Source organism: Winogradskyella helgolandensis (assembly GCF_013404085.1).
GTDB lineage: Bacteria > Bacteroidota > Bacteroidia > Flavobacteriales > Flavobacteriaceae > Winogradskyella > Winogradskyella helgolandensis.
Map to the genome: position 1 here is coordinate 100,896 of NZ_JABFHO010000001.1, position 22,890 is coordinate 123,785.

Sequence of the window (22,890 nt, forward strand, 5' to 3'; positions counted from 1 at the left end):
AATTACTTGTTGTTATGATCTTCAAATTTTTTACTGAAGCGTTTTCTGAAGAAAAACATAAATGTCGCTAAGGCTGCAAAAACTAAAGACATGTATGCTCCATTTCTATTCTCAGACCATTTTGTAATGGCATCATATACAAACAGTACGGCAAAAATAATGTAAGCGTAATGAAAAATCTTCTGTAATTTCATGTGTTTAATTCTGTTGTTTTTTTTTAATTGACACATGCAGTTTGTGTAAGACAAATTCATTATTGAAAATGTAACTATTCAGACTGAAATTATGTGTTAAATAAAATAATTATTGGGCAAAGATAGTTAATTATCAATTTGAAATTCACCTCCCATTTCTAACATCTTAAAGTTCTTGAATTCTTTATCCGAATCAAAACCAATACCGTGTAACGACCCAAATAGCCATGGTTCGTTAGTAAAAAGCCATTCCAACTTTTGATTGTAGTACAATTGCTCCGTAAATAAAGTATCTTTTTCGTGTGTTGCAATTTGTACATTACCTCGCAAATCAATAATATCTGTCTCTGAATAGACAATAGCATAATTAGACGTTATGGTTGTTTTATTCTTTTTGTCATCATAAACATAAAGCACCACTCCGTCAGGAAATTCATTAAAGGCAAAATTACGATTAGAATAATCTAGCATTTTAGGACTTATCAGATTAGCAACTAACCTGACGGTATCTTCTTTAAATTCGGTATATTTTAAATCAATATTTTCAGCTTCTCCAATAGGTTGATTCTGTAGAACACCAATCTTTTGAACTTCACTGAAGTCGTTGTTACAGGAAAAAAACAAAGTCACAACGATTGCTGTGACTAGGTTTTTTATGATATGTGAATTTTTTATTTTCAATTAATTCTTTGGTACAGTTACTGAACGTCCTATCCAACATCCAATTTGAATAACTTCACCTGCACAAGTACAGTTAAATATTTCTGTTTTAGAAGGCGCTTTAGCTCTATAATTAGCTGCATATTGAGCCGCTCTTTGTTTTAAACGACCATCTACTCGTCCTGCTTTTTCAGCTTCAAGTGCTGCTAACCAAAATACCGCTCTTTTGTTAAAGTTAGTGTCTCCACAACTATTTGCACTATTTGCATACATCCCTGCAATAGACAAATGTGGTGAACCATCTGAAGGGTTCAATTTTAAAGCTTCCATATAGTATTGTCTTGCTTTTCCATAGCTTCCTTTTCCTTTAAGTTCATTAGCTAAACCTTTGTATAACTTCGCCTTTTTTAAAGGATCTGTTGACAAAGCGATTGTTTGATCCATATATTTTTGCTCACCTGTAAGTATATAAAGGTAATAAGCAGTATCTGCATTTGGCTCAATAGTATTCTTTTGTTGAACTAATTTCAAGAATAACGGATCTTCTTTACATTCTTTAGCATACATTCTATTCATAGCACGCTGCAACCACTCTCCATTGTTCTTGTTCTCTTCAAAATCTTTTTGATATAATGGCACTAAGACTTCACAATTAGCTCTCTTACCTAGCTTTGTATCCATGCTTCCAATAATCTTAGTTTCAAATACCTCTATATTGGATTCATAGCTACTCTTTCTACTTAATTCTTTTTTAGTTAAAGTCCCACCGGCTTCTTCTTTTTCTGCATACTTATTTAAATTAATAGTATAACCTGCTATTAATCCTTCGATTATTTCACTAACATCATCATACTTATCAAATAAATACTGTGCATCTTCTGGAGTCTTAGCACCTGCATCATAAATATCTACAGCAAGTGAAAAATAAGTATAAAGTCCAATTGCACTATCAAAGTTCTCAACATCTTTCGTATAGGCATCATCAAACATATCATAAATTTGCTGATCTGTCTTTCCTAATTCTTTTCTATACTTATACGTTAAATTAGCTTTATCTTCTAAAATTTCACCTAGAGGATATCTTGACTCAAAATGCACTCTACTTTCATCATATAACGCTAATAAATCATTAATATGTGCTACTTGTTCTGCTCCTGTAGAGTTTTCTATTTTATGATTTAAGATTTTCTCACCATGTACATAGATTGCTCTATTAAATTTAGGGCACTTTTCTCTAACAATTTTCCAAGGGCCATAAGCATCATCATATTTTTTGCTTTTCACATAACTATCAAAAATTGATAGATTATTCATGCATTCTTCTTGATTATCCTCTTGAGCAAACCCTAGGTTAACACTCATAAACAGCGCTAAAAATAGTATCGTAATTCTCGTCTTCATCTTTAGTTAATTTTTTTATTTATACTTCTTTTGTTCAAACCATCTAGAGTTTAAAGATAAACTAAGATTAAAGTTTATAAAATTCTCTTGTATTAAGTTTTGATTAGTTGTACCTCGTTTTCCAAATTCTAAGCCTAAATTAGCATTAGAGAAGAAGCTACGTCTCCCAACTGGTAAACCTAAACCAAAAGATATGCCAAACTCTTTAATTGACTCATCTTTTATTACTAAACCTGTATTTGCAAAGTTAAGTCCGGCTCTATAAACCACACGTTTATAGTACCCAGAGAACGCATTATAATCAGGAATATAAAAACCACCAATTGCTATTTTTGATGAATTCTCATAGGTAGAGATGTCATTAGAAAAAACAGGATTAGAAAAGTCACTTGTACTTTGGTACGTATATTCTGTACCTATAAACCATGATTTTGGATCTCCTATACCTACGCCAAAAGACAATGTTGCTGGTAAAGTTAATTTTGTGTTTTTAAGATTTTGAGCTTCTAGATCTGCATCAATAGTACTTGATGTTGCTGTAGTTTCAAGCGTAGTCGCATCTACTGTTACTGCTGAGTAGGATCTTACATTATCTGAATTAAGCTTACTTCCAGGAGCATACGTTGCTGTAGCCGACAATTCTAATTTATCAGTGACCATGGTTTTATAATTTAAACCAAAATTTAAATTTAAACCACTTAAATCAGATCTATTATATTCAACTGTTTGATACTGTACAACATCGCCATCATCTGCATATTCTACATCAAGTGCATTATTTTGAATATTCCCGAAATTATAATTAAAGTCTACTCCAACACTTAGCTTTTCGGTAACTTGATATCCCATTCCAGCAAAAACTCTGTTAAGACCTCCTTCACCACTGAAACGATTTTGCAATACACTGTCGTCATTAATATCGTCCAATCTATATCCTACTGATGTATATGGCAATAGCCCAAATCCAACCCCAAATTTACCAATAGGCACAGATACCGCTAAATAATCGAATATAGCCGTATTGGCTTTGGCATCACCAGAATTACTTTTTAAAGTGGTATTAGTCATTGTACCAGCTACCGTGAACTTTACTGGTCTACTTTCTCCGTTAAAATATGGCCCATTTAAAGCATTACCTGCGTAAGACGCTGGATTTTTTAAATTAAAATGGATACTATCTAAGTAAACACCTATTCCTCCCATACTTTGGTTCTCTACAGTACCTTTAAACTTTAGACTTCCAATACCATAGAATGAATATGGAGAGCTAGTACCTTGTTGTGCAAAAGCTGCAGAACCTATAATTGTAATACATATTACAATGAATCGTTTTATCATTATTTTGAATTATATTCTAGAATGAAATTCAAACCGTCCAAAAGAAAATTTGATTTCGCAAATATGGTATTTTTTAATTGGTTTGACAAAAATTTGGTATCTCCTCCTGTTAAAATAACTGTTAAATCTGAATTATCTTCTCTATATTGATCAATTACTCCATCAATTTCTTTAATTGCACCATAAACCACACCAGAATGAATAGATGACTCTGTTGTATCACCAATTACACTATCAGGTAGTTTAGTCTCTAATAACGGAAGATTTGCTGTTAAATTATTTAAGGAAACATATCGCAATCGCAGTCCTGGAGAAATCGCACCTCCACGATAATGATTTTCCTTTGTAATAAAATCATAGGTAATACAAGTACCTGCATCAATAATCAATACATTTTTATTCGGAAACTGATTCACCGAAGCACAAACTAAAGCTATACGATCTACACCCAATGTTTTTGGCGTTTGATAATCATTTTTAAACGGGAAGTTTAAGTCTGAAGTTAATTCGATAACATTTAAATCATTTTTAATGAGTTGAACCTGCTCTACAGACAAGTGACCCACAGATGAAATAATGGCTTTTTCCAACTTTGGAAACTCTTTTTTTAAAGTTTTATACTGTATTTTAAACTCTTTAAGCTTAAAACTCGATTTATAAATTAAATCTGTGTCATTAAAAACAGCAAACTTAACATACGTATTCCCCACATCTACAATAAGATTCATAAGTAAATTCTAAGTTACAAATTTATAAAATCAAATTTTAGCAAATTCTTTTTGTTAATAATAAAAATGCTTTTATATTTGCACCCGCTTAACAAAGCAATTGGTGCCTTAGCTCAGTTGGTAGAGCAAAGGACTGAAAATCCTTGTGTCCCTGGTTCGATTCCTGGAGGCACCACCACCATAACCTGTAACAGTCTATTTACTAGAAAGTTGCAGGTTTTTTGGTTTTAAAAGGGACAGTGTTAGGAACAGTTAAACAGAAAGCAAGCTTATTTCACAACTTTTCTCAACCCAAAACACTACGCAATTTAAACATCTGAAAATACTTCACAATTAACATAAAACCGATAATCAGAACGGTAATTGACTTCTAAATCTAAGAATATTTCCATACGAAATACACCTATTAAAGAATAGGTGTACAAAAAATGTAAAAAATCAAGTCGTTAAATGCCCTCCGTTTAAGAAAATAATATTTTCCTTATCAATATTGGTCTTTTATTTCAACAGAGTCTATTTTAACAATAAAACGAGAAACTATGATTTAATAGCATGTATAATTCCAATACCAGAACAATATTGACTGGTCCCTTATAAACAGTATTTACAGTATAAAATGGTAATTAAAAAAAATGCTCTTATAATGACTTTTTAATCCCCAACTCCAATCCTCTCAACTCCGCTAAACCTCTTAATCGTCCGATTCCGGAATATCCAGGATTGGTTTTTTTGTGCAAATCATCAAGCATTTGATGGCCGTGATCTGGGCGCATGGGTATTAATGCGTCATTCATACCTGCTGATTTTCTTCTCCGTTCTTCGATAACCACTTCCTTAACAACATCAAACATATTTACATCTCCCTCTAAATGATTGGCTTCATAAAAATTACCTTTGTCATCACGTTTGGTACTTCTTAAATGTAAAAAGTGAACTCTATCTGCAAATCGCTTAAAAATTTGAACTAAATTATTATCTGCTCTTACTCCTAATGACCCTGTACAAAAAGTAATTCCGTTGGCTCTATCTGGAACTTCTGAAAACAGATGTGCATAATCTTCCTCGGTACTTACAACCCTTGGCAATCCTAATATTGGATATGGAGGATCGTCTGGATGAATACACATTAACATATTATTTTTTGATGCTATAGGTATAATTTCCTTCAAAAAAGCTACTAAATTTTCTCGTAGCTTTTGAGCATCAATGTTTGCATAAGTATTTAAAATCAATTGAAATTGTTCTAATGTATACCCTTCTTCTGCTCCTGGTAAGCCAGCAATGATATTATTAATAAGCTTTTGCTTATCATCGTCTGAAAGTTTTTCAAAATAAGATTTAGCTTCAGCTTTCTGTTCTTCAGAGTAATCTTTTACAGCTTCTGGCCTCTGTAATAAATACAATTCAAAAGCAGCAAAAGCTATTACGTCAAAACGAAGTGCTTTTGAGCCGTCTTCAACCTCAAATGCCAAATCCGTTCTAGTCCAATCTAAAACTGGCATAAAATTGTAGCATACGACCTTTACATCACAACTCGCTAAATTTTTAATGCTTTGTTTGTAATTCTCTATATATTCTTGAAAATTACCAGAACGCGTTTTTATATTTTCGTGAACAGGAATACTTTCTACCACACTCCAACTAAGTCCTGATGCTTCTATCGTTTCTTTTCTTTTAGAAATTTCATCAACAGACCATACTGTTCCGTTCGGAATATGATGTAGTGCAGAAACAACTCCTCTAGCTCCTGCTTGTTTTATATCTGATAAAGAAACTGGGTCATTAGGACCATACCACCTCCATGTTTGTTCCATTTTTTTTGAATTTTAATATTTGTACTAATACTACTATTTTTCCTCTTTGACGGATACAGAATTATACTCCGCTATAGGCTGAAAAACCACCATCAATAGGAATAACAACACCTGTTACAAAAGATGACGCATCATCACATAAATATAAAGTTGTACTAACCAAATCGTCAGGCTCGCCATAACGTCCCATTGGCGTTTGATCTATGATTTGTTGTCCTCTTTGAGTTAGGCTTCCGTCGGTTTCGGTTAGTAATGTTCTGTTTTGGTCGGTTAAGAAAAATCCTGGTGCTAAAGCATTAACTCTAATTCCAACTTTTGAAAAATGAACAGCCAACCATTGCGTAAAATTAGAAACTGCCGCTTTTGCTCCACTATAAGCAGGTATTTTTGTTAAAGGTGTGAACGCATTCATAGATGAAATATTTAAAATACTACACCCTTTTCTACCTACCATATCTTTTGCGAAAATTTGCGTAGGCAATAATGTACCAATAAAGTTTAAGTTAAAAACGAATTTTATGCCTTCAGGATCTAAATCAAAAAAAGTTTTAAAACCTTCCGCTGTATTATTTAAATCATCTTCTTTTAAATGAGGATTAGATGTTGTTCCTAAAGGATGATTTCCTCCAGCTCCATTTATAAGAATATCACAGTGCCCTAGTTTCTTATTTACTTCATTCTTTGCTGTTTCTAATGATTCTTTTTCCAAAACATTTGCTACAATTCCAATAGCCGTTCCTCCATTAGCATTAATCTCGTTAGCCACTTCTTCTGCAGCTTCTAATTTTAAATCTAATAAAGCTATCTTATGACCTTTCTTAGCCATCGCTTTGGCTAATGTGCTACATAATACACCACCAGCTCCAGTTATTACTACTACTTTACTCATTATTATTTTATTTATTATTAAATACCGTTATAGATTAGTGCTTTTATATGATATAACCCTCAATGAATTAAAAAGTATAATTCACGAAGGGTTTTTAAATTTTTTTAAAAACTATACTATTAGTTTTTAATGATCTTTTTTGTCATGCTACTATTACGATCTCCTCTTATTTTCATAAAATAAACTCCTTTAGTTAAAGAAGAAATGTCCACGCGATTATCATTTAATACTTCTTGCAATAATACTTGCTCTCCCAAAATATTAAACACAGTAATTGATGTTACACTTTCTATTCCTGATTCAATTTCAATGTAGTCATTAGCTGGATTAGGGTAAATTTTAAAATTAGCCATTTCATTGTCAACTACATCTAAAGGTTCGTTGGTAGTAGAAACGACATCTTCCCAAGAAGTTCCAATCCTAATTTCATCAATTGCGATACCAGGTGTTCTAGCGTTAGAATTTGCATTTATTTTTAAAAGTGTGAATGTCGATCTATTTCCCTCATCCTCTAAAGATAAAGAACTTGTATCTTCATCAGAAGCTGGTTCCGTAGCTCCACTTATAACAGGATTAACAAATAAATGTGCCACTGAGTTTCCTGAAGAATTAAATTCATACTTTATAACTACAAATACTTCATCTACATTTTCAGTAAAAGTTGCACCTGTATAAACTATGGCTTCACCAGACGTATTACTTTCATTAATACCTAGATTATACGTTGTATCATCGACTTTTGAAAAATAAAGTGCCGCACCATATCCAAAACCAGATGTAGCCAATCCAAAGAAATAATCTAAACTTCCAGATACAGAACTCATATCTGTTACTTTAACCATGCAAGAGGCATACAAGTTTACTCCGTCATTCTCATTTACCGGTTCAAAATATAATAACGGATCATTTGTTCCACCTTTAATCTCAATGGCATTTCCAGTAAATGCAGGCAATCCGGCATAGCTAGTAAATGGTGAAGTGATTAAAAAAGGATTTTTAGTACTGCCATAATTGTCTTCAGTCCATGGTCCGAGACCTGTCATAGTATCGGTGTCCAACAAGGTATTTAAGGGTTCAGGTGGTGTATCTTCTGAATATGCAACGACATAATCAAAACCCTCATAAAGTGGCAATTGATACAATTCTTGACCAAAAGTTAGGCAAGACGTTAGTAATAACGTAAAAAATAATTTTGTTTTCATAATAAAAGTTTTAATGGATTAATAGTTAATTTACTATATCCACTTTTTAAGAAAGTATTTAAAAAGTGGAATTTTTTCATTCTCTAATCATTTTTCACAATAGTAAAGTCATCATAATAAGATTGCTCAGAAGCTTCAATTTTATTGGTCATGAAAAACACAATTTGGCTACTGCTACCTGTATCAAATGTAATAGATCCCTCTACCCAATCTCCTGTTGAACTTCCCGTTGAATCATCATAAGTTTGAGAGGCAATTATTTTTTCTTCAACATCAATAAATTCAGGTAAATCAAAATGATCTTCATAAATATTAACATAAGTCTGAGAACCCGTATCCGGAGTATGCTTCATCCAAAAAGTTATTGTGTAACTTGCATTTGGTGATACAACTATATCTTGGTACAACCAGCGTCTTGGCTTAGTAGACGTATTATTTGTTGTTAAATTCGCTGAGTAACTACCATCAACCGTATGATTATTACTACTAGTCGCTTTTGCAAAATAATCTGAATCACCATAGAAATCATCGGCTGCAGCTTCTAATGTTGTGTTTCTCCATGCCGTTCTATTATCATCTTTATTCGGCTCATCATCCCAAGTGCCGTTGTTTATTTTAAGTTCGGTAGCAACAAAAACATCGTCTACTAATTCACCTGATCCTAATGGCCCAGATGCTGTTAATGTTACTACATACATACCCGCTTCAGCATAAGTATGTGTTGGACTAGCTTCATTTGATTGGTTTCCATCACCAAAATCCCAAGTAAATGTATCAGCATCATTTAGGCTCGTTAAGTTTTCAAAACTTGCAACAAGATTATCTGTAGTTAGATTATATAATGGAACTGGAATTCCTGGTGGAATAACTTCTTCAACAGTAACATCCTGAACGATTTGATCTACACCACCATTTGGTCCAACAGCACTTAAAGCGATTGTAAACGTTCCGTCTGACCCATAAGTAAAGATTGGATTTTCTTCTTCTGAGATAGGTGCACCTACTTCTCCAAAATTCCAATAATATTGATCTGCGTTTGTTGATGTATTCGTAATTGTGACTACTCTATTATCATCTGTAGTATATGTAAAAGATGCTTCAGGCCCTGTAGCATCATCTTTATCACAAGATGTCGTTACAAGACATATTCCAATTACAAAAAAAAGCGACATTAAAACTTTATTAAATAACATTGCCTTTTTTAGTCTAAAAAAATTTTTCATTGCTTTCATTGTTTTATAATTTTAGTTTGTTGTTTATTCAGTTTATAGAGATTATATCTTTTCTAGCCTATAGATTAATGTTTGAGTCTTTAAATTTGAGATTAATTCTCCCCATTTTAAAAACACAGAATTATGTAATTTTCTACTCGCTATTTTTTCTCCTGTTAATGTGTAAAGGGTAATTTCCCAAGAGCCTTCAGGCGTTTTAAACCCATTTTTATCCGTAATTACAACCACACCAGATTTTGAGTTATGATAATTATTAGCCGTTAGATCGGAAACTGATAATGGAAGATTATTTAGATTTAAATTTAATCCTGCTACCGTACTGATACCATCGCTAAACACATGTTCTCTTCCGTAGAAATATTGATTACTAGGGGTTTTCTCTTTTATTACGGAAGCAGATACGGCAAAAAGATCATTGCTTCCTGGTTTTACTACTGTTCTTACAACAGTGGTTTCTTGGCCTGCATTTAATATTAAATAATTCTCTTCTTCAAGATTTGAAAAACGTTGACTTCCATTACCTGCATCTCCATGAATAGACCAAAAGAACTCTTTATCTAAAACACTTTTATTATTAAATTGAAACGTAATGGTATAATCTACTGGAGTCTCAACAATAGTTACCCCTATGTCATGTTCATCAGTAGAATGAAAACGATTGTTTGTTGAAATTTCATCAATTAATATATCCTTATAGATGTAGTATAAAAATTTCTTATCACCATAAAAATCATAGTGCCCTCTTTGTTTTATAGCGCTACTAATTGGTAGGTCGGTATCATTATCTTGCACTGTAAACAGCATAAAACCTATAAGATTTCCTAATGCTTTAGATTTTTGCCACATGATTTGTAAATTGGCACCACCTTCATGGTTCTCATAATTGGCTGCAGCAACACTACTTGAGTTTGCATCCCTATCATATGAAGCCCCTGTTTCACCAATGTACCAGCCACGATTGCTATTTACACTATAGCCTCTTCTGTTAACAATTCTGTTGTAATAAGAATTTTCTTTTAACATGGCATCTGTTGAGATATATAGATTAAACCCTAACAAATCGAAATTTTCAAACACGTTCCCATCTGTGTTGTCTAAATCTTCAAGTTCCTCATATATATTAACAGAAATTCCATTACCAGAATCTTTAGCATCTCCTGTATGAGACACTAATTTACCTGGCGCGTATGTGTTATGAATAGCATCTGCAACAGCATTCATAAAATCCTCAATCCCTTGAGCTCCTACCTCATTATACCAAGACGCATATTTTGAAGAAACATTAAACTCGTGAAAAATTAAATACCCCATTAAATACTGACTTCCATTTGGGCCAGCTGCATCATTTATAGTCGCAATTAAGCTTGCAACACTCCCTGGGTGAGAAATATCACTGATGGCTCTCGCAAAAGATGCTGCGTCATTTGTTGGTAAATCATCCGAAAGCGTTGATATATTATCTTCTGGTGATATTTGCACCATGTAATGCATCGCTTTATTGGGGTCACCACCATCAGGATTAGCTACATTCCATTCCTCAATCCATTTGATTAAATTAGCATAATTATCAAAATATTGATTTCCCCAACTACTTTCATCCGGACTCCCGTAAATACGCAAGGTATTAACTCCAATAGCACTTAATTCAGAGAGCTTTTCTTTTACTAAAATTTCATTAGTAGTTTGAGTCCCATCTGTAAATGGTGTTGCTTTAGCCCAAGATTGCCCGTTTAAAAAGAAAGGCATACCATCTCTGTACATACCATTTGCATCTACAGTCCAAGTATAATCTTGAGAAAATGTATTAAATGATGTAAATATTATTATAATTAAAATTAGATGCTTTTTCATTTTTAGTGTTTAATTTTTAGATTTAATGTTCTTAGTTTTAGATTTTTCTAAAAGATTATAAAAGTACTCTTGCGCCCAACCATATGATCCATCTGGACGTATTAACCAATTACCAGCTAGCTCTTCTGCTTTAAGTACTCTATCTTGTTTTTTTGATCCTGTTTTTGTATCATTAGAATACAACTCCCAATAAAATATGTAGGGTATGTTTTGTACCAAATACACTCCCATAATCACATCTGTAAAATTCTGAACATATGCTTTGGTTCTGTTGTTTCTATTTTCGTGTTCATTTATTTCGCCAATAAACACAAACTTCTCACCTTTCATATAAGGTGTAGGATTCATATAATGTCTTAAATAATCAATTCCTTTATACATTTTAATACCGTCGGCAGATTTTCCGTCGTAAGCAGACCATGCGACCATGTCTATTTCTACATTAGGCAACACACTGGTTGTAATTGAAGGCATGCTATAAAGAATACCATCATAAACTTTATTAACCTCAACAGCATTGTAAACTTTACATTTTGAATTGCTAAATTCTTTTCTTGCGCGACTTACCCCTTTCTGACGTGCTTTAATCCAGTCAATCATGTTTTTAACTCTTACTGGTGCATTTGGTGAAACGGAATCTTTTCTCCATTGACTTTTAGCACTTGTACCACCTCGTAACATCCAATCTCCTTCCCAGTTTGATAGTATAAAAGACACATCTCTATCTTTATATTTATTAAGAAAATGCGCTGTTAAATCGTAAAATTCTTTTTCTACACGGTTTAAGTTTTCAGTTTGATCTTCTGTCGATGCTCCTGCATAACCATCTTTTATATTTAAAGCGAAAACTTTGAAAGGCATATTAAAAACCTCATCATAGTATTTGTGAGTAGCCAATTCTTTTAAGGTCATGGTTTTGGTTAAATTCCATTCCGAATTGTATTTATAGCCATGTGCTTGTCCGTCTGCTTTATAAAACCATAGTTTTAAAATACCATATCCTAAATCATGCATTTTTTCAGCACCTTCAATAATGAAAGGTTTGTCCGTTAAATGATATTGTCCATTAACATGAGTTGCTCCTAATTTATATTTTAAATCAGCTGGAATTTCTCCACCTTTTGATGGTCTATGCTTTTCAATTAATTCTAGAATCTGCTCATCTGATAAATTTTTAGACACAAAATCTTGTGCATTAACATAATGCATAAAAAAGAACGCTATAAAAATTATATTCCTCATATTAGCTTGGTGGATAACACAATAATATCTTCGATTCTATATGCGATTTAAAAGTGACTTCTTTAATTGCGGCAGATAAGAATATTTCATCTCCTTGTTTAAAACTAAATTCTTGACCATTACACTCCATAGAACCTTCGCCAGAGTATATAACGGCCACATAAAAAGCGTCATTTCCTTTTATAGTGTATTCTCCATCTAAATCGAGTTCTTTTAGTCCAAAACATTCTGTATGCGTTTCGTTAAAAATTGATTTTAAATTGTGAGTCGCTGAACTATCAATAACTTTTGGTTCAACCTTCCAACGTTTCATAGCTTCTTCATAAGAATAATTGTCGTAATGAAAGCAATCTAACATCGTTTCTTCTCCAACTCCTTGATGTATTAATTCATCAGAAATTTTCAAACCTTTAGGTGTTACTTTTTCAACGCGCATGGTATAATCAGTAGGTTCTTGAACTTCCATTAAAAAACAACCACTTCCAATAGCATGAGGAACGCCTCCATAAATCATAAAAGCATCACCTGGATTCACTTCTATTTTATGCAGGCAATTAAGCATACCTTCAATATCTTGACTTAAAAAATAGCCTTTCCATTGTTCGCGAGTGACACCTTCTTTAAAGCCCATGTAAACAACACTTTTCTCTCCGTCTATTTCACGCTTATTCAATACATACCAAGATTCTGTTTTACCAAAATTTGAATTAAGTATATTTTTCGCATATGCTTTATCTGGATGCACTTGAATTGTCAACCTTTCATTTGAATCTAGCATCTTGATTAAAACACCTGTTGTTCCATGTTTTTTAGCAAGTTTCTCTCCTAAAAAAAGTTCTTTGTTCGAATCGACTAATTCTTTAAGTGATTTTAAACCAAGATGCGTATTCAACATTGAAAGCCCTTCATCTTCAGGACGTCCTTTCCCTCTCGCAGTAATTGTAGACATAATCCATTCTTCTGGCATGTCTCCATCAACCTCTCGAGGACTTTTTTTCCATTTATCTATTAGTGCACCTCCACCGTACGTGCGCCAAACTCTATTGTTTTGTTGTTTTAAAGGTATGTATGCTAACTTTTGTAAATCTTCCATTATTTTAATTTATAAGTTGAATAACTCCAGTAACTCCTACAACAGAAGTATATATTGAAAACAATAATATCAGAGTTAAAAAAACATTTTCTAATGGTTTGTTTTTGTGACTTCCCATTAGATCAGCTCTATTACTCAAATACAAAATACCCAAAACAGTTACTGGTAAAATCACTGCATTGAACACTTGAGAAACCACCATTACAAATACAGGTTGTGCATTAAACACAGGCACGACTAAGCCTAATAAAGAAATTAAAAGCACCATTACTCGGTATTTTGGTAATGTCATATCTCGTTTAGAATTATTATAATCACATAATAACCAAGGCAACATTAAAATATTTGGAAACTGAGATGAAACACCTGCTGAAATGATTCCAATAGCGAACACTGATGTTGCAAAACTTCCGGCTAGTGGCTCCAACAATCCTATCATTTGAGAGGCATTGGTTAATCCTATTCCCTCAACATAGAGCGTTCCTGCTGCTGCTGCCATTATAGAAGCACTAATAACAAACATTAATGTAACTGATACAACAGCGTCATTTCTTTGTTTTTTTAAATCAGCTATTTTCCAACCGGCTTCTTTAACCAATGTTGTTCTAATAATAAATAAACCAGAAAAAACGGTTGTCCCTACTAAAGATGCAATAATTAAAAATGGACTTTTATCAGGATCTAAACCTTCTGGTATATTTGGTATAAGTCCTTTTAGAATATCTATTGGAGGGGGCATCATGATAAAAAAGTTAAGAAGAAAACTCGCTGACATAATTGCTACAATTACGGCTAATGCTCTTTCAAAAAACTGCGTTTTACCATTCCAAAAAATAAAATACACCAATGCAATAAAAGTGGCTGCAAAATATATAGGAGAAATACCTCCATCAACAACAGTTTTAGACCATTCGAAGCAAATATCAGCTACAATACCCATTACGCCCATTACACTTCCACAAACCCCAACTGTTAAAGCCACTATAAAAAATATACCCACCCCTGGATGTATATGTTTCCTAAAAGCTTGTAAAGCTGTTTCGCCTGTGACCAACGTATATTTACCATACAAATTAATCATAAAATAGGTCGTTAAACAAGATGCAACGATTGTCCATAAGAGTGACATTCCGTAATCGGCTCCTGCTTTTGCCATTGTTGTTACACTACCTGTACCAATATTTAAACCAAGTAAAAAGATACCTGGAAGAAATAAGGCTAACCATTTTAAAAACTTACTTCGGAAGGTTTGTTTCATAATATTCTTATTATTAGAACTAGTTATTAATATCTAAAGCAATGGTTTTTGTATTCCAGCCTTCTAAATGCATTTCAACATTCTTATTCTTTAAGTACTTTTTATCGACTTTTATATTGATTGTTTTTTCTTCGTTAGGAAGTAAAGACACATAATCATCATCAAAATGAACTGGAAGTATACTTTCTCCTGAGTTTTTATCTTTCAATTTGATTTTATTCAGTAAAGAAATCTTGCTAGACTTATTTGTTAATTTAATTTGTGCTGTATAAAAGGTACCTTCAACTGATTCTGTTATTTTTAAATCTATATCTGCCTTAGGCAAATCATTTAAGTCTAAACAGTTTTCATTTTTATTTTCTAACCAATAAAAATTATCACTTATTACTTTTCCTTTTTGTGTCAGTTCTAGTTTTAAATAAAGCACTTTATCAGCTGGAGTATGTACTAAAGGAAATGATGTTTTTACAGAAGTAGAAGCCACTGTAATGGGTGTTTCTTCACTCCAAATAACATGTCCTTCATTATCAAATATGGTTGCTTTAATAGTTGCTTTTTTAATATCCTCTCTTGTATTATTGGCTACACGTATTTCGTTTCTATCAATGTCCCAAAACGCATGAATATTTGAAGACCCTTTCTTAACTGCAAAGTAAGAAGCAGTATATTCTAAATAATGATCATATAACTGGCAAATTAAAGATGGCCATGCCGATTGACTCATCCACAAAATCATACCACTACCTTGTTTTGATTGAAGTGTTTCAAACATCGCTTTGCCCGTTTCATAGTTTAATAATTGAGCTTTACTACTATAGTCTTCTGCACTTACTGCTGTGCCATATCGGCTTTCAATTGTATTGGTATATTTATGTGAACGTGAATCTTGGTAATTATGAACTGCCCACATATCACTAATTGGCCACAAGTCTTCTTCTGGCATCATTTTGCGTAAGCTTTCTATTTCTGGTATGGCAATAATTCCAAGTTCACTATGAAATGTTTCACCTCTTCTTTGAAAATACCATTCTGGTGACTTTACTTCGTAAGGGCCAAAACCACTTAAAGGAGCATCTGCAGAATTAGAAACATAATGGCGCGTACCATCCAATAGTTCTGTTTCCTTTCTCATAGCTACATCGTATTCTAACAATGGGATACCTTCATTACGCCCACAGTAAAATGCTAAAGATGGATGTTTACGAACCCATTTAATTTTATCGCGAGCATTTAGCATAAATAAATCTACATCTTTTGGGTTTGGACCGTTTTTTGGATTTGCTAACCAGAAATCATCAAAAATTAAAACACCATACTTATCACAGGCCTCATAAAACTCTTCATGATTAGTCATACCAATCCAATTACGAATCATATTGAAGTTAGCTTCTTTATGTAGTTTAACTCGCAAATCATAACCTTCTGCATCCATTCTCATCATGGCTTCTGGTAAGCCCCAGTTTCCACCTCTAAGTAAAATTCTAGTGTTATTGCAATAGATGAATAAAACATTATCTTTTTCTATATACTCTAGTTCACGGATACCATACTTAATACTTTTTTCATCAGAAATTTTGTCATCTACTATAAATTCTAAATCTAAATCCTCAAGATGTTGTTCACCATAGCCATTTGGCCACCAAAGTTTAGGATTCTTTATTGATAGTTTTGAAAATTTTGATTTATCAAATGTGACAGTTTTTGTTTCATTAGCGAGAATTGTGACAGGTAATTCTAAAGTTATTTTCCCTTCTAACTTTGCCACTAATTTTCCTGAAACCGCTTTAGAAGACGAGTTCTTAAGCTCTGTACTAATTGTTAAATCTGCCTTTTTAAGATTATCGTCAGGTAATTTTGTAGAAACCCATGGATCTTGTATGGTTACATCACCACCAACTTTAAATTCAACATTGTTCCAAATACCATTATTTCTACCTCTTATAATTGGAAGCCAATTCCAACCCGCTGAAGCCAATGATGTAGGTCCATCAAGTCCCAACATATCTCCATTTGATATTCTAGCTCCTAATGTCTTTTTAATTATTTTAAAAGTACCTGACACCCAATTTTCATTATGATGCACTAAAACAGCGATGGTATTAGGTTTATCTAAGTCTATAAAATCTGAAACTTCATATTCACCTCGAAGAAATCCACCTTCAATTTTCCCTAGGTGTTTTCCATTAATATATATGTCGGATTTCCAGTTAACACCAGCGAAATTCAAATAGATTTTTTTATTTGCTAATTCGGGTGAAAATGATACTTCGGTACGGTACCAAAAGTCATTACCAGAGAAAAATTTATCAGAAATTTGATGCATATTGTCTCCATATAATGGATCTTGAACGGCACCAAAATTGTAATAATCGCCTAAAATAGTTCCTGGTACTTTAGCAGGAATCCATTCTGTATCATCATAACCTGAAGCAGAAATTTGATCTTCATTATCATTAACCATTGCGGTAGATTGTACGCGCCAATTAGAATTATTTAACGACAGATTATTTAATGAAATCTCACTTACTTCTGATGGTTTAAATCTATCATTACTATTACCTAGCACTTCAATTTCATTAATAGAACAACCACGTATAATATCATTGACTTCAGAAATATCGATTCTTACGAACTGAGCTTCTTTTCCTTTAATGTCTAGTACTTGATCACCGCCAACACCTTCTGCTGTTGTATATATTTCGTCTATTGATCCATTAGAAATTAATGAGATTTTATATTTGATTGCAAAATTTACACCCCATTTTATTTTAAGTGTATTTATTGCTTGTTCTGAATCTAAATCAATTAAAATAAATTGACTTTTATCTTTGTAATGCGCCTCCCAATAAGTATCCTCATTACCATCAACAACTAGATGTCCTGCTTGATTAGCATCTATGGATGAAGAGTGGGTAACAATTCTATATTTTGCTATATTAGTCTCTTGGGCAAACCCTTTCCATGTGAACATAATTGCTACTAGAATGAAAATATGGACCAATGATTTTAAGCTTCTGTTTCTAATCATTTTATGTTTAATTTAAAAAAATTCGTTACTATATTTAGATATTATTAGGATTGATGCGCCCTACTGAATTAAAAATTCAGGATGAGTTTTAAAATATATTGATAAGGCTAAACCTTGTTTTAATTATTTTAGAAGTCGGTTTTATATTTTAATTATACCCAGGATTTTGTGGAAATTCAAGAGTTAAATTAGCATCTATTACACTTTGAGGAATTGGTAAAAGTCTATCTCTATCCTGAATAGTTTCACCTCCTTTAAAATTATGTAATTGCGTTCTTTCTAACCATTTACCCGTTCTCAGTAATGTGTATCTACGGTGTTCCTCAAGTAATAATTCACGAGATCGTTCATCTAAAATAAAATCCATAGTAACATCTGCAGCTGTGATAGTTGAAGCATTAGCTCTCTCTCTAATTATATTAATTGTTGCTGCAGCACCAGTAACGTTACCTGATAAAAACTGAGCTTCAGCTTTTAAAAGATAAGTATCTGCCATTCTTAAATATACCTGATCATTATATTGGTAAGACTGCTGAATATCAGAAGCAATTGCTGATTCAAACTTTCTACTAAAAGGCCAGTCTTTTCTATTTGTTTCTGGATTAGTTATAGGTACACTCCAGTCTAAGTTTATAATATCTCCATAATTATAACCTGGTGGTAAATCATCAGCAACACCAGTATCATTTTGCGACGCATCCTTTAATACAAAATATTTTCTTATAACATGATTGGAAAACCTATCGTCACCATCTTCATAAAGATCTAAAGCAAATTTAGTAAGAGACATTCTACCTCTTGGTCGCCCTCCCCTTTCTACAGTAAGTTCTAAAGGTATGGTACCATCTATGTTTATTTCATTATACCTACTAGTATGATATCGTCTCATGTCACTACCTTCACCACCTGCAGTTGCAAATTCCCATTGCCAAACCCATAATGCTTCCGTATTTCCTTGTTCTCTATTACTATTACCCTCAAGGAACATGTCCATAAAAGGCACTCCAGGCTCATTAGATTGTACACCATAACGCTCTGTTACAAGTGTGTATTCTGGTGTATTAATTACTTTGTCAGCATAGATAATCGCCTGTCCTGGTTCGTTTAAAACTAAATATAATTCTGCAAGATAGTGCTGCACAGCTCCCCTACTAATTCTTCCAGGAACTGGAGATACGGGAACATATTGTTCCGCAAAAAGTAAATCTGCTTCTATTTGTGCTCTCACGTCTGACACAGGTGTTCTTTCCCAATCTGTTTTAATGTCTGACCCGTTAGATTCTTCTAAAGTTAAAGGAACATCTCCCCATGTAAATGTTAAATGTCTGTAAGCCCATGCTCTAATTGCTCTAGCCTCAGCTATAACACGGTTTTTGTTAGCATCGTCTTCCCAATCAACATCTGGATTTTCTGCTCTGCCAGCAATAGTATTTGCAGCGTTAATTATACTATAAAGCCATGTAAAATTCCCTTGAAGTTCAGAGTTAGTTGCATTATTTGATTCTCCCCAACTGTCTGCAACATATCCCCAACCATCAGGTTGATTTGTACACATGTTGTCTGTTCCGTTAAGAAACATTTCTGCTCTTAACCTATCTGAACTTCTATCAGAACTACTAGTTGATCTTCCTTCTCGTTCCATTCTTACATTGGCATACAAACCATTTAACGCAGCCTCAAATCCGGCCAAATCTAAAAACAATGAATTAGCAGTTACAATGGATGGAGTTTTTTCGTTAAGAATATCTTCTGAACAGCCACTAGCTACCAATAGTAATGTGACTATGACTATTATGTTATATTTTAAAGTTTTCATATTTTTAGTTATTATAATTTTAAAGTCCAATATTTAGTCCAAGTACATATTCTTTAACGAGTGGCGTAGAACGCTGACCATCATCGCCATTAGCATCCGCTACTCCAGAACCTAATTCAGGATCTAAACCTGTGTAATCTGTTATGGTCACTAAATTTCTTCCAGTAACATATAATCTAAATTTAGTTAACCCTAATTTTTCTAATACATCATTGGGTAAATCATAAGACAATGTAAGATCCCTTAGCCTAATAAAACTAGCGTCTTCATATCTTGTTGCTGAAACCCCTCCTTGCTCGTGTGCATTCTCGTTATTAGCAAAGATTGTGTTGGTTGGATTATCTGGTGTCCACCAATTACGGTATACGGTATTACGTCTTGTACCTTGAAAGACATCCGTACTCCATAAACTATTTGATTTTGTAGCTCCACTAACTCCAGTTACAAAGAAGTTTAATCCAAAATTCTTATAATTAAGCGTATTGGTGATTCCCCATATGGCCTTAGGATCCCTCTGACCTTGAAATACTCTATCCTCAGCATTTATAACAAAGTCACCGTTAACATCTCTAATTTTTATATAACCTGGTTGAGTACCATAAGCTGCGGCCAAACCTGCTTCATCTTCTTGCCAAACACCATCATATTGATAACCGTAATTGGTTTGAATAGGTTTACCAATAAACCAACTATTATCCAAATCATCAGTTTCATTTCCATTTTCATCAAGGATGCCATATAACGATACTATTTTATTTTTAGTAAATGATATATTCCCTCTTGTTGTCCATGAAAAATTTGGTGTTTTAATGTTCCTAGAGACTAATGATATTTCAATACCCCTATTATTAGTTTTCCCTATATTCTGAGTTATTTCATCTAACCCATGTATTGGAGATATTGATCTATTTAATAATAAATCTGATGTATCTGTATTATAATAGTTTATGTCTCCTGTAATTCTATTATTTAGGAAGCCAAAATCAAGTCCAATATTATAAGACTCACTAGTTTCCCAACTTAATGTTGGAGTCCCTAAAGTAGATGGTATATATCCTGGTGCCGTGGTACCAGATCCTGTAACATTGTCAAAGGTTCTAAATTTAGCAATAGTTTCATATGCACCTAGTGCCTGGTTTCCATTTTGTCCCCAAGACCCTCTCAGTTTTAAATTATTTATTATATCACTCTTAAAAAATTCTTCATTACTAATATTCCATCCTACAGCAAGTGAAGGGAATGTGCCCCATTTATTACCCTCTCCAAAACCAGAAAACCCATCACGTCTAACAGTAAATGTGAATAAATACTTATCATCAAAACCATAATTTGCTCTAAACATTTGAGAAATAAGATTTGTTTTTCTATACTCATAAGAAGGCTCTATTAAATTGGCTTGAGAAGCTCCATACCAACCTTGTATATCATTAGGAAAACCCTCTGCACTCAAACTATTAGTACTTCTCTCATCTTGTTCTGTACTATACACACCGGTTAAACCTATAGTATGCTTTCCGATGTCTTTATTATAAGTAAATATGTTTTCAATAGTATAACTTTCAATAAGGCCACGGCTAACATCCGAAGATCCTTGTTTTTCAAATCCTTCTGTTGTATTTCTGCCTCGATATGTACCAGAATTAGTGGTTCTATATCTAAACCCTGTATTTAATCTATATTGCAAACCTTTTACAAAAGGCAATTCAATATTTAAAAAATTATTAGTTACAATTTGCATTGAGGTATTTGTGTTTTCCATAAAAATACCCTCTAAAGGATTACTAAAATATCTATCTTCATCCCATGGATAGATATTTAGATTACCATTTTCATCATATGGTTTAGTTAATGGATTCATCCAAAAAACATCTTCAAAATTAGCAGAAATACCACTTTGATCTCCATATGTTAATGTAGTTCTTGTTCCTAATGATAGCCAATCAGTGATTTTATAATCTAAGTTAAGTCTTGTAGAAAACCTTTGATAATCATCGTTTATCGCAATACCAGCTACATCTAACAAATTAAAAGCTGTATAATATTTTGTTTTGTCCGAACCACCAGATATAGAGACATTGTGATTTTGACTAAAACCATCTCTTAAAGCAATATCAGGCCACGAAACCCATGCTTTATTAGCATAAACTTCTCGTTCAGTTTCAGTAAAGATTGTAGTTAAATCAGGGTCAGTTAGACCATCTGTAGCTATTGCTCGTTCTAATTTAAAATTATAAAACTCTTCACCATTCATTAATCGAGGTAAGTTTGATAATTTTTGAATAGTGCTATAACCGTCGTATCTAATAACTGTTTTTCCTTCAACACCACCTTTTGTGGTTATTAAAATAACACCATTAGATCCACGAGAACCATAAATTGCCGCTGATGATGCATCTTTTAAAATTTCAACAGACTTAATATCGTTAGGACTTATATCTCTAAGTTGTCCTTGGTATGGAACACCGTCAACAACAATTAAAGGACCGTTGCTCGCTAAAATAGAATTTCTACCTCTAATTACGATTGAAGTATCATCATTACTAGGCGCAGCTCCTGTAGATAATGTCGTTACGGAAATCCCAGGTAATGCACCCTGAATAGCCTGTGAAATATCCACGTTAGGAACCATCTCTAACCTTTCTTGATCTAAAGACGCTACAGTACCTGTAATATCACTCTTTTTTTGAGAGCCATAACCAACCACTACAACCTCGCTCAATGACTGAGCATCCTCTTTTAACTGAATATTTAAAGTATCATCCCCTTTAATCTCAACCTCTTGACTTATAAATCCAAGATATGAGAATACTAATACATCTCCGATTTTTCGATTAGGGATTACGAAGTTTCCATCAAAATCAGTAGTTCCTCCTGTAGACGTATTTTTTACTATTATATTAACTCCGGGTAAAGGCGAACTGGTACTCGCATCAAACACTGTTCCTTTTATTTTTAAATCTTGCCCAAAGGACAGCGCAGAAAAAAAGATAAAAGCAATAAGACATAATTTGTTTTTCGATAAAATAAAGTAGAGATTCATTATTATATAGTTTTATTTAGAAAGTCAAATATAAATGGCTTAGAGATACTTATTTACACGAAATGTTTCGTTTTTTATCAAAATCATTCCAAATTTTAAAAGAT

Annotated in this window: 16 protein-coding genes and 1 tRNA gene; 1 reads left to right on the forward strand and 16 read right to left on the reverse strand. The window is 33.1% G+C overall.

Going from position 1 to position 22,890, the window contains the following annotated elements; genetic code table 11:
* Window positions 1–2 precede the first annotated feature (2 nt).
* From HM992_RS00395 to HM992_RS00415, 5 genes are all read right to left on the reverse strand, one after another.
* On the reverse strand, window positions 3–194 hold the full coding sequence (locus HM992_RS00395; RefSeq protein WP_178983404.1) for a hypothetical protein: 192 nt from the start codon (window positions 192–194) through the stop codon (window positions 3–5).
* A 126-nt stretch (window positions 195–320) separates the two neighbouring features.
* On the reverse strand, window positions 321–875 hold the full coding sequence (gene lptC, locus HM992_RS00400; protein ID WP_179318090.1) for an LPS export ABC transporter periplasmic protein LptC: 555 nt from the start codon (window positions 873–875) through the stop codon (window positions 321–323).
* Window positions 876–2,255 carry a tetratricopeptide repeat protein gene (locus tag HM992_RS00405; RefSeq protein ID WP_178983402.1) on the reverse strand — a complete coding sequence of 460 codons (1,380 nt, stop codon included), beginning with the start codon at window positions 2,253–2,255 and terminating at the stop codon, window positions 876–878.
* 15 nt (window positions 2,256–2,270) lie between these two features.
* Window positions 2,271–3,593, reverse strand: coding sequence for a hypothetical protein (locus HM992_RS00410; protein WP_179318091.1), 1,323 nt, complete (start codon window positions 3,591–3,593; stop codon window positions 2,271–2,273).
* The gene (locus tag HM992_RS00415) at window positions 3,593–4,321 is read right to left on the reverse strand and encodes a type III pantothenate kinase (protein WP_179318092.1); all 729 of its coding nucleotides are present in this window, start codon (window positions 4,319–4,321) and stop codon (window positions 3,593–3,595) included. Before HM992_RS00415 ends, HM992_RS00410 begins: the two co-directional genes overlap by 1 nt.
* 102 nt (window positions 4,322–4,423) lie before the next feature.
* Here HM992_RS00415 and HM992_RS00420 point away from each other — a divergent pair.
* A tRNA-Phe gene (locus tag HM992_RS00420) sits at window positions 4,424–4,499 on the forward strand.
* A gap of 460 nt (window positions 4,500–4,959) precedes the next feature.
* Here HM992_RS00420 and uxuA read toward each other — a convergent pair.
* The 11 genes from uxuA to HM992_RS00475 all read right to left on the reverse strand — a co-directional run bounded on the left by uxuA (window position 4,960) and on the right by HM992_RS00475 (window position 22,786).
* A complete protein-coding gene (gene uxuA, locus HM992_RS00425; RefSeq protein WP_179318093.1) occupies window positions 4,960–6,135 on the reverse strand; it encodes a mannonate dehydratase in 1,176 nt (391 codons plus the stop codon).
* Window positions 6,136–6,196: 61 nt separating this feature from the next.
* A complete protein-coding gene (locus tag HM992_RS00430; protein ID WP_179318094.1) occupies window positions 6,197–7,024 on the reverse strand; it encodes an SDR family oxidoreductase in 828 nt (275 codons plus the stop codon).
* 119 nt (window positions 7,025–7,143) lie between these two features.
* On the reverse strand, window positions 7,144–8,226 hold the full coding sequence (locus HM992_RS00435; RefSeq protein ID WP_179318095.1) for a T9SS type A sorting domain-containing protein: 1,083 nt from the start codon (window positions 8,224–8,226) through the stop codon (window positions 7,144–7,146).
* Window positions 8,227–8,309: 83 nt separating this feature from the next.
* On the reverse strand, window positions 8,310–9,449 hold the full coding sequence (locus tag HM992_RS00440; protein WP_179318096.1) for a PKD domain-containing protein: 1,140 nt from the start codon (window positions 9,447–9,449) through the stop codon (window positions 8,310–8,312).
* Between the two features lie 51 nt (window positions 9,450–9,500).
* Window positions 9,501–11,309 carry a hypothetical protein gene (locus HM992_RS00445; RefSeq protein WP_179318097.1) on the reverse strand — a complete coding sequence of 603 codons (1,809 nt, stop codon included), beginning with the start codon at window positions 11,307–11,309 and terminating at the stop codon, window positions 9,501–9,503.
* Between the two features lie 9 nt (window positions 11,310–11,318).
* Complete coding sequence (locus HM992_RS00450) at window positions 11,319–12,551, reverse strand: hypothetical protein (protein WP_179318098.1); 1,233 nt, start codon at window positions 12,549–12,551, stop codon at window positions 11,319–11,321.
* A gap of 1 nt (window position 12,552) precedes the next feature.
* Entirely contained in the window at window positions 12,553–13,644 is a 1,092-nt protein-coding gene (locus HM992_RS00455) for a type I phosphomannose isomerase catalytic subunit (RefSeq protein WP_179318099.1), read from the reverse strand.
* 4 nt (window positions 13,645–13,648) lie between these two features.
* Window positions 13,649–14,902 carry an Nramp family divalent metal transporter gene (locus HM992_RS00460; protein ID WP_179318100.1) on the reverse strand — a complete coding sequence of 418 codons (1,254 nt, stop codon included), beginning with the start codon at window positions 14,900–14,902 and terminating at the stop codon, window positions 13,649–13,651.
* Window positions 14,903–14,921: 19 nt separating this feature from the next.
* On the reverse strand, window positions 14,922–17,930 hold the full coding sequence (locus HM992_RS00465) for a glycosyl hydrolase 2 galactose-binding domain-containing protein (RefSeq protein WP_179318101.1): 3,009 nt from the start codon (window positions 17,928–17,930) through the stop codon (window positions 14,922–14,924).
* Window positions 17,931–18,078: 148 nt separating this feature from the next.
* Window positions 18,079–19,746, reverse strand: coding sequence for a RagB/SusD family nutrient uptake outer membrane protein (locus HM992_RS00470; RefSeq protein WP_179318102.1), 1,668 nt, complete (start codon window positions 19,744–19,746; stop codon window positions 18,079–18,081).
* A gap of 19 nt (window positions 19,747–19,765) precedes the next feature.
* The gene (locus HM992_RS00475) at window positions 19,766–22,786 is read right to left on the reverse strand and encodes a SusC/RagA family TonB-linked outer membrane protein (RefSeq protein WP_178983389.1); all 3,021 of its coding nucleotides are present in this window, start codon (window positions 22,784–22,786) and stop codon (window positions 19,766–19,768) included.
* Between the last annotated feature and the right edge of the window lie 104 nt (window positions 22,787–22,890).

Excerpts from the sequence above, each read along its gene's own strand:
- HM992_RS00430 (WP_179318094.1), bottom strand. The coding sequence starts at position 7,024 with ATGAGTAAAGTAGTAGTAATAACTGGAGCTGGTGGTGTATTATGTAGC.
- HM992_RS00450 (WP_179318098.1), bottom strand. The coding sequence starts at position 12,551 with ATGAGGAATATAATTTTTATAGCGTTCTTTTTTATGCATTATGTTAAT.
- HM992_RS00445 (WP_179318097.1), bottom strand. The coding sequence starts at position 11,309 with ATGAAAAAGCATCTAATTTTAATTATAATAATATTTACATCATTTAAT.
- HM992_RS00395 (WP_178983404.1), bottom strand. The coding sequence starts at position 194 with ATGAAATTACAGAAGATTTTTCATTACGCTTACATTATTTTTGCCGTA.
- uxuA (WP_179318093.1), bottom strand. The coding sequence starts at position 6,135 with ATGGAACAAACATGGAGGTGGTATGGTCCTAATGACCCAGTTTCTTTA.
- HM992_RS00465 (WP_179318101.1), bottom strand. The coding sequence starts at position 17,930 with ATGATTAGAAACAGAAGCTTAAAATCATTGGTCCATATTTTCATTCTA.
- HM992_RS00415 (WP_179318092.1), bottom strand. The coding sequence starts at position 4,321 with ATGAATCTTATTGTAGATGTGGGGAATACGTATGTTAAGTTTGCTGTT.
- HM992_RS00460 (WP_179318100.1), bottom strand. The coding sequence starts at position 14,902 with ATGAAACAAACCTTCCGAAGTAAGTTTTTAAAATGGTTAGCCTTATTT.
- HM992_RS00470 (WP_179318102.1), bottom strand. The coding sequence starts at position 19,746 with ATGAAAACTTTAAAATATAACATAATAGTCATAGTCACATTACTATTG.
- HM992_RS00440 (WP_179318096.1), bottom strand. The coding sequence starts at position 9,449 with ATGAAAAATTTTTTTAGACTAAAAAAGGCAATGTTATTTAATAAAGTT.
- HM992_RS00455 (WP_179318099.1), bottom strand. The coding sequence starts at position 13,644 with ATGGAAGATTTACAAAAGTTAGCATACATACCTTTAAAACAACAAAAC.
- HM992_RS00405 (WP_178983402.1), bottom strand. The coding sequence starts at position 2,255 with ATGAAGACGAGAATTACGATACTATTTTTAGCGCTGTTTATGAGTGTT.
- HM992_RS00475 (WP_178983389.1), bottom strand. The coding sequence starts at position 22,786 with ATGAATCTCTACTTTATTTTATCGAAAAACAAATTATGTCTTATTGCT.
- HM992_RS00410 (WP_179318091.1), bottom strand. The coding sequence starts at position 3,593 with ATGATAAAACGATTCATTGTAATATGTATTACAATTATAGGTTCTGCA.
- HM992_RS00435 (WP_179318095.1), bottom strand. The coding sequence starts at position 8,226 with ATGAAAACAAAATTATTTTTTACGTTATTACTAACGTCTTGCCTAACT.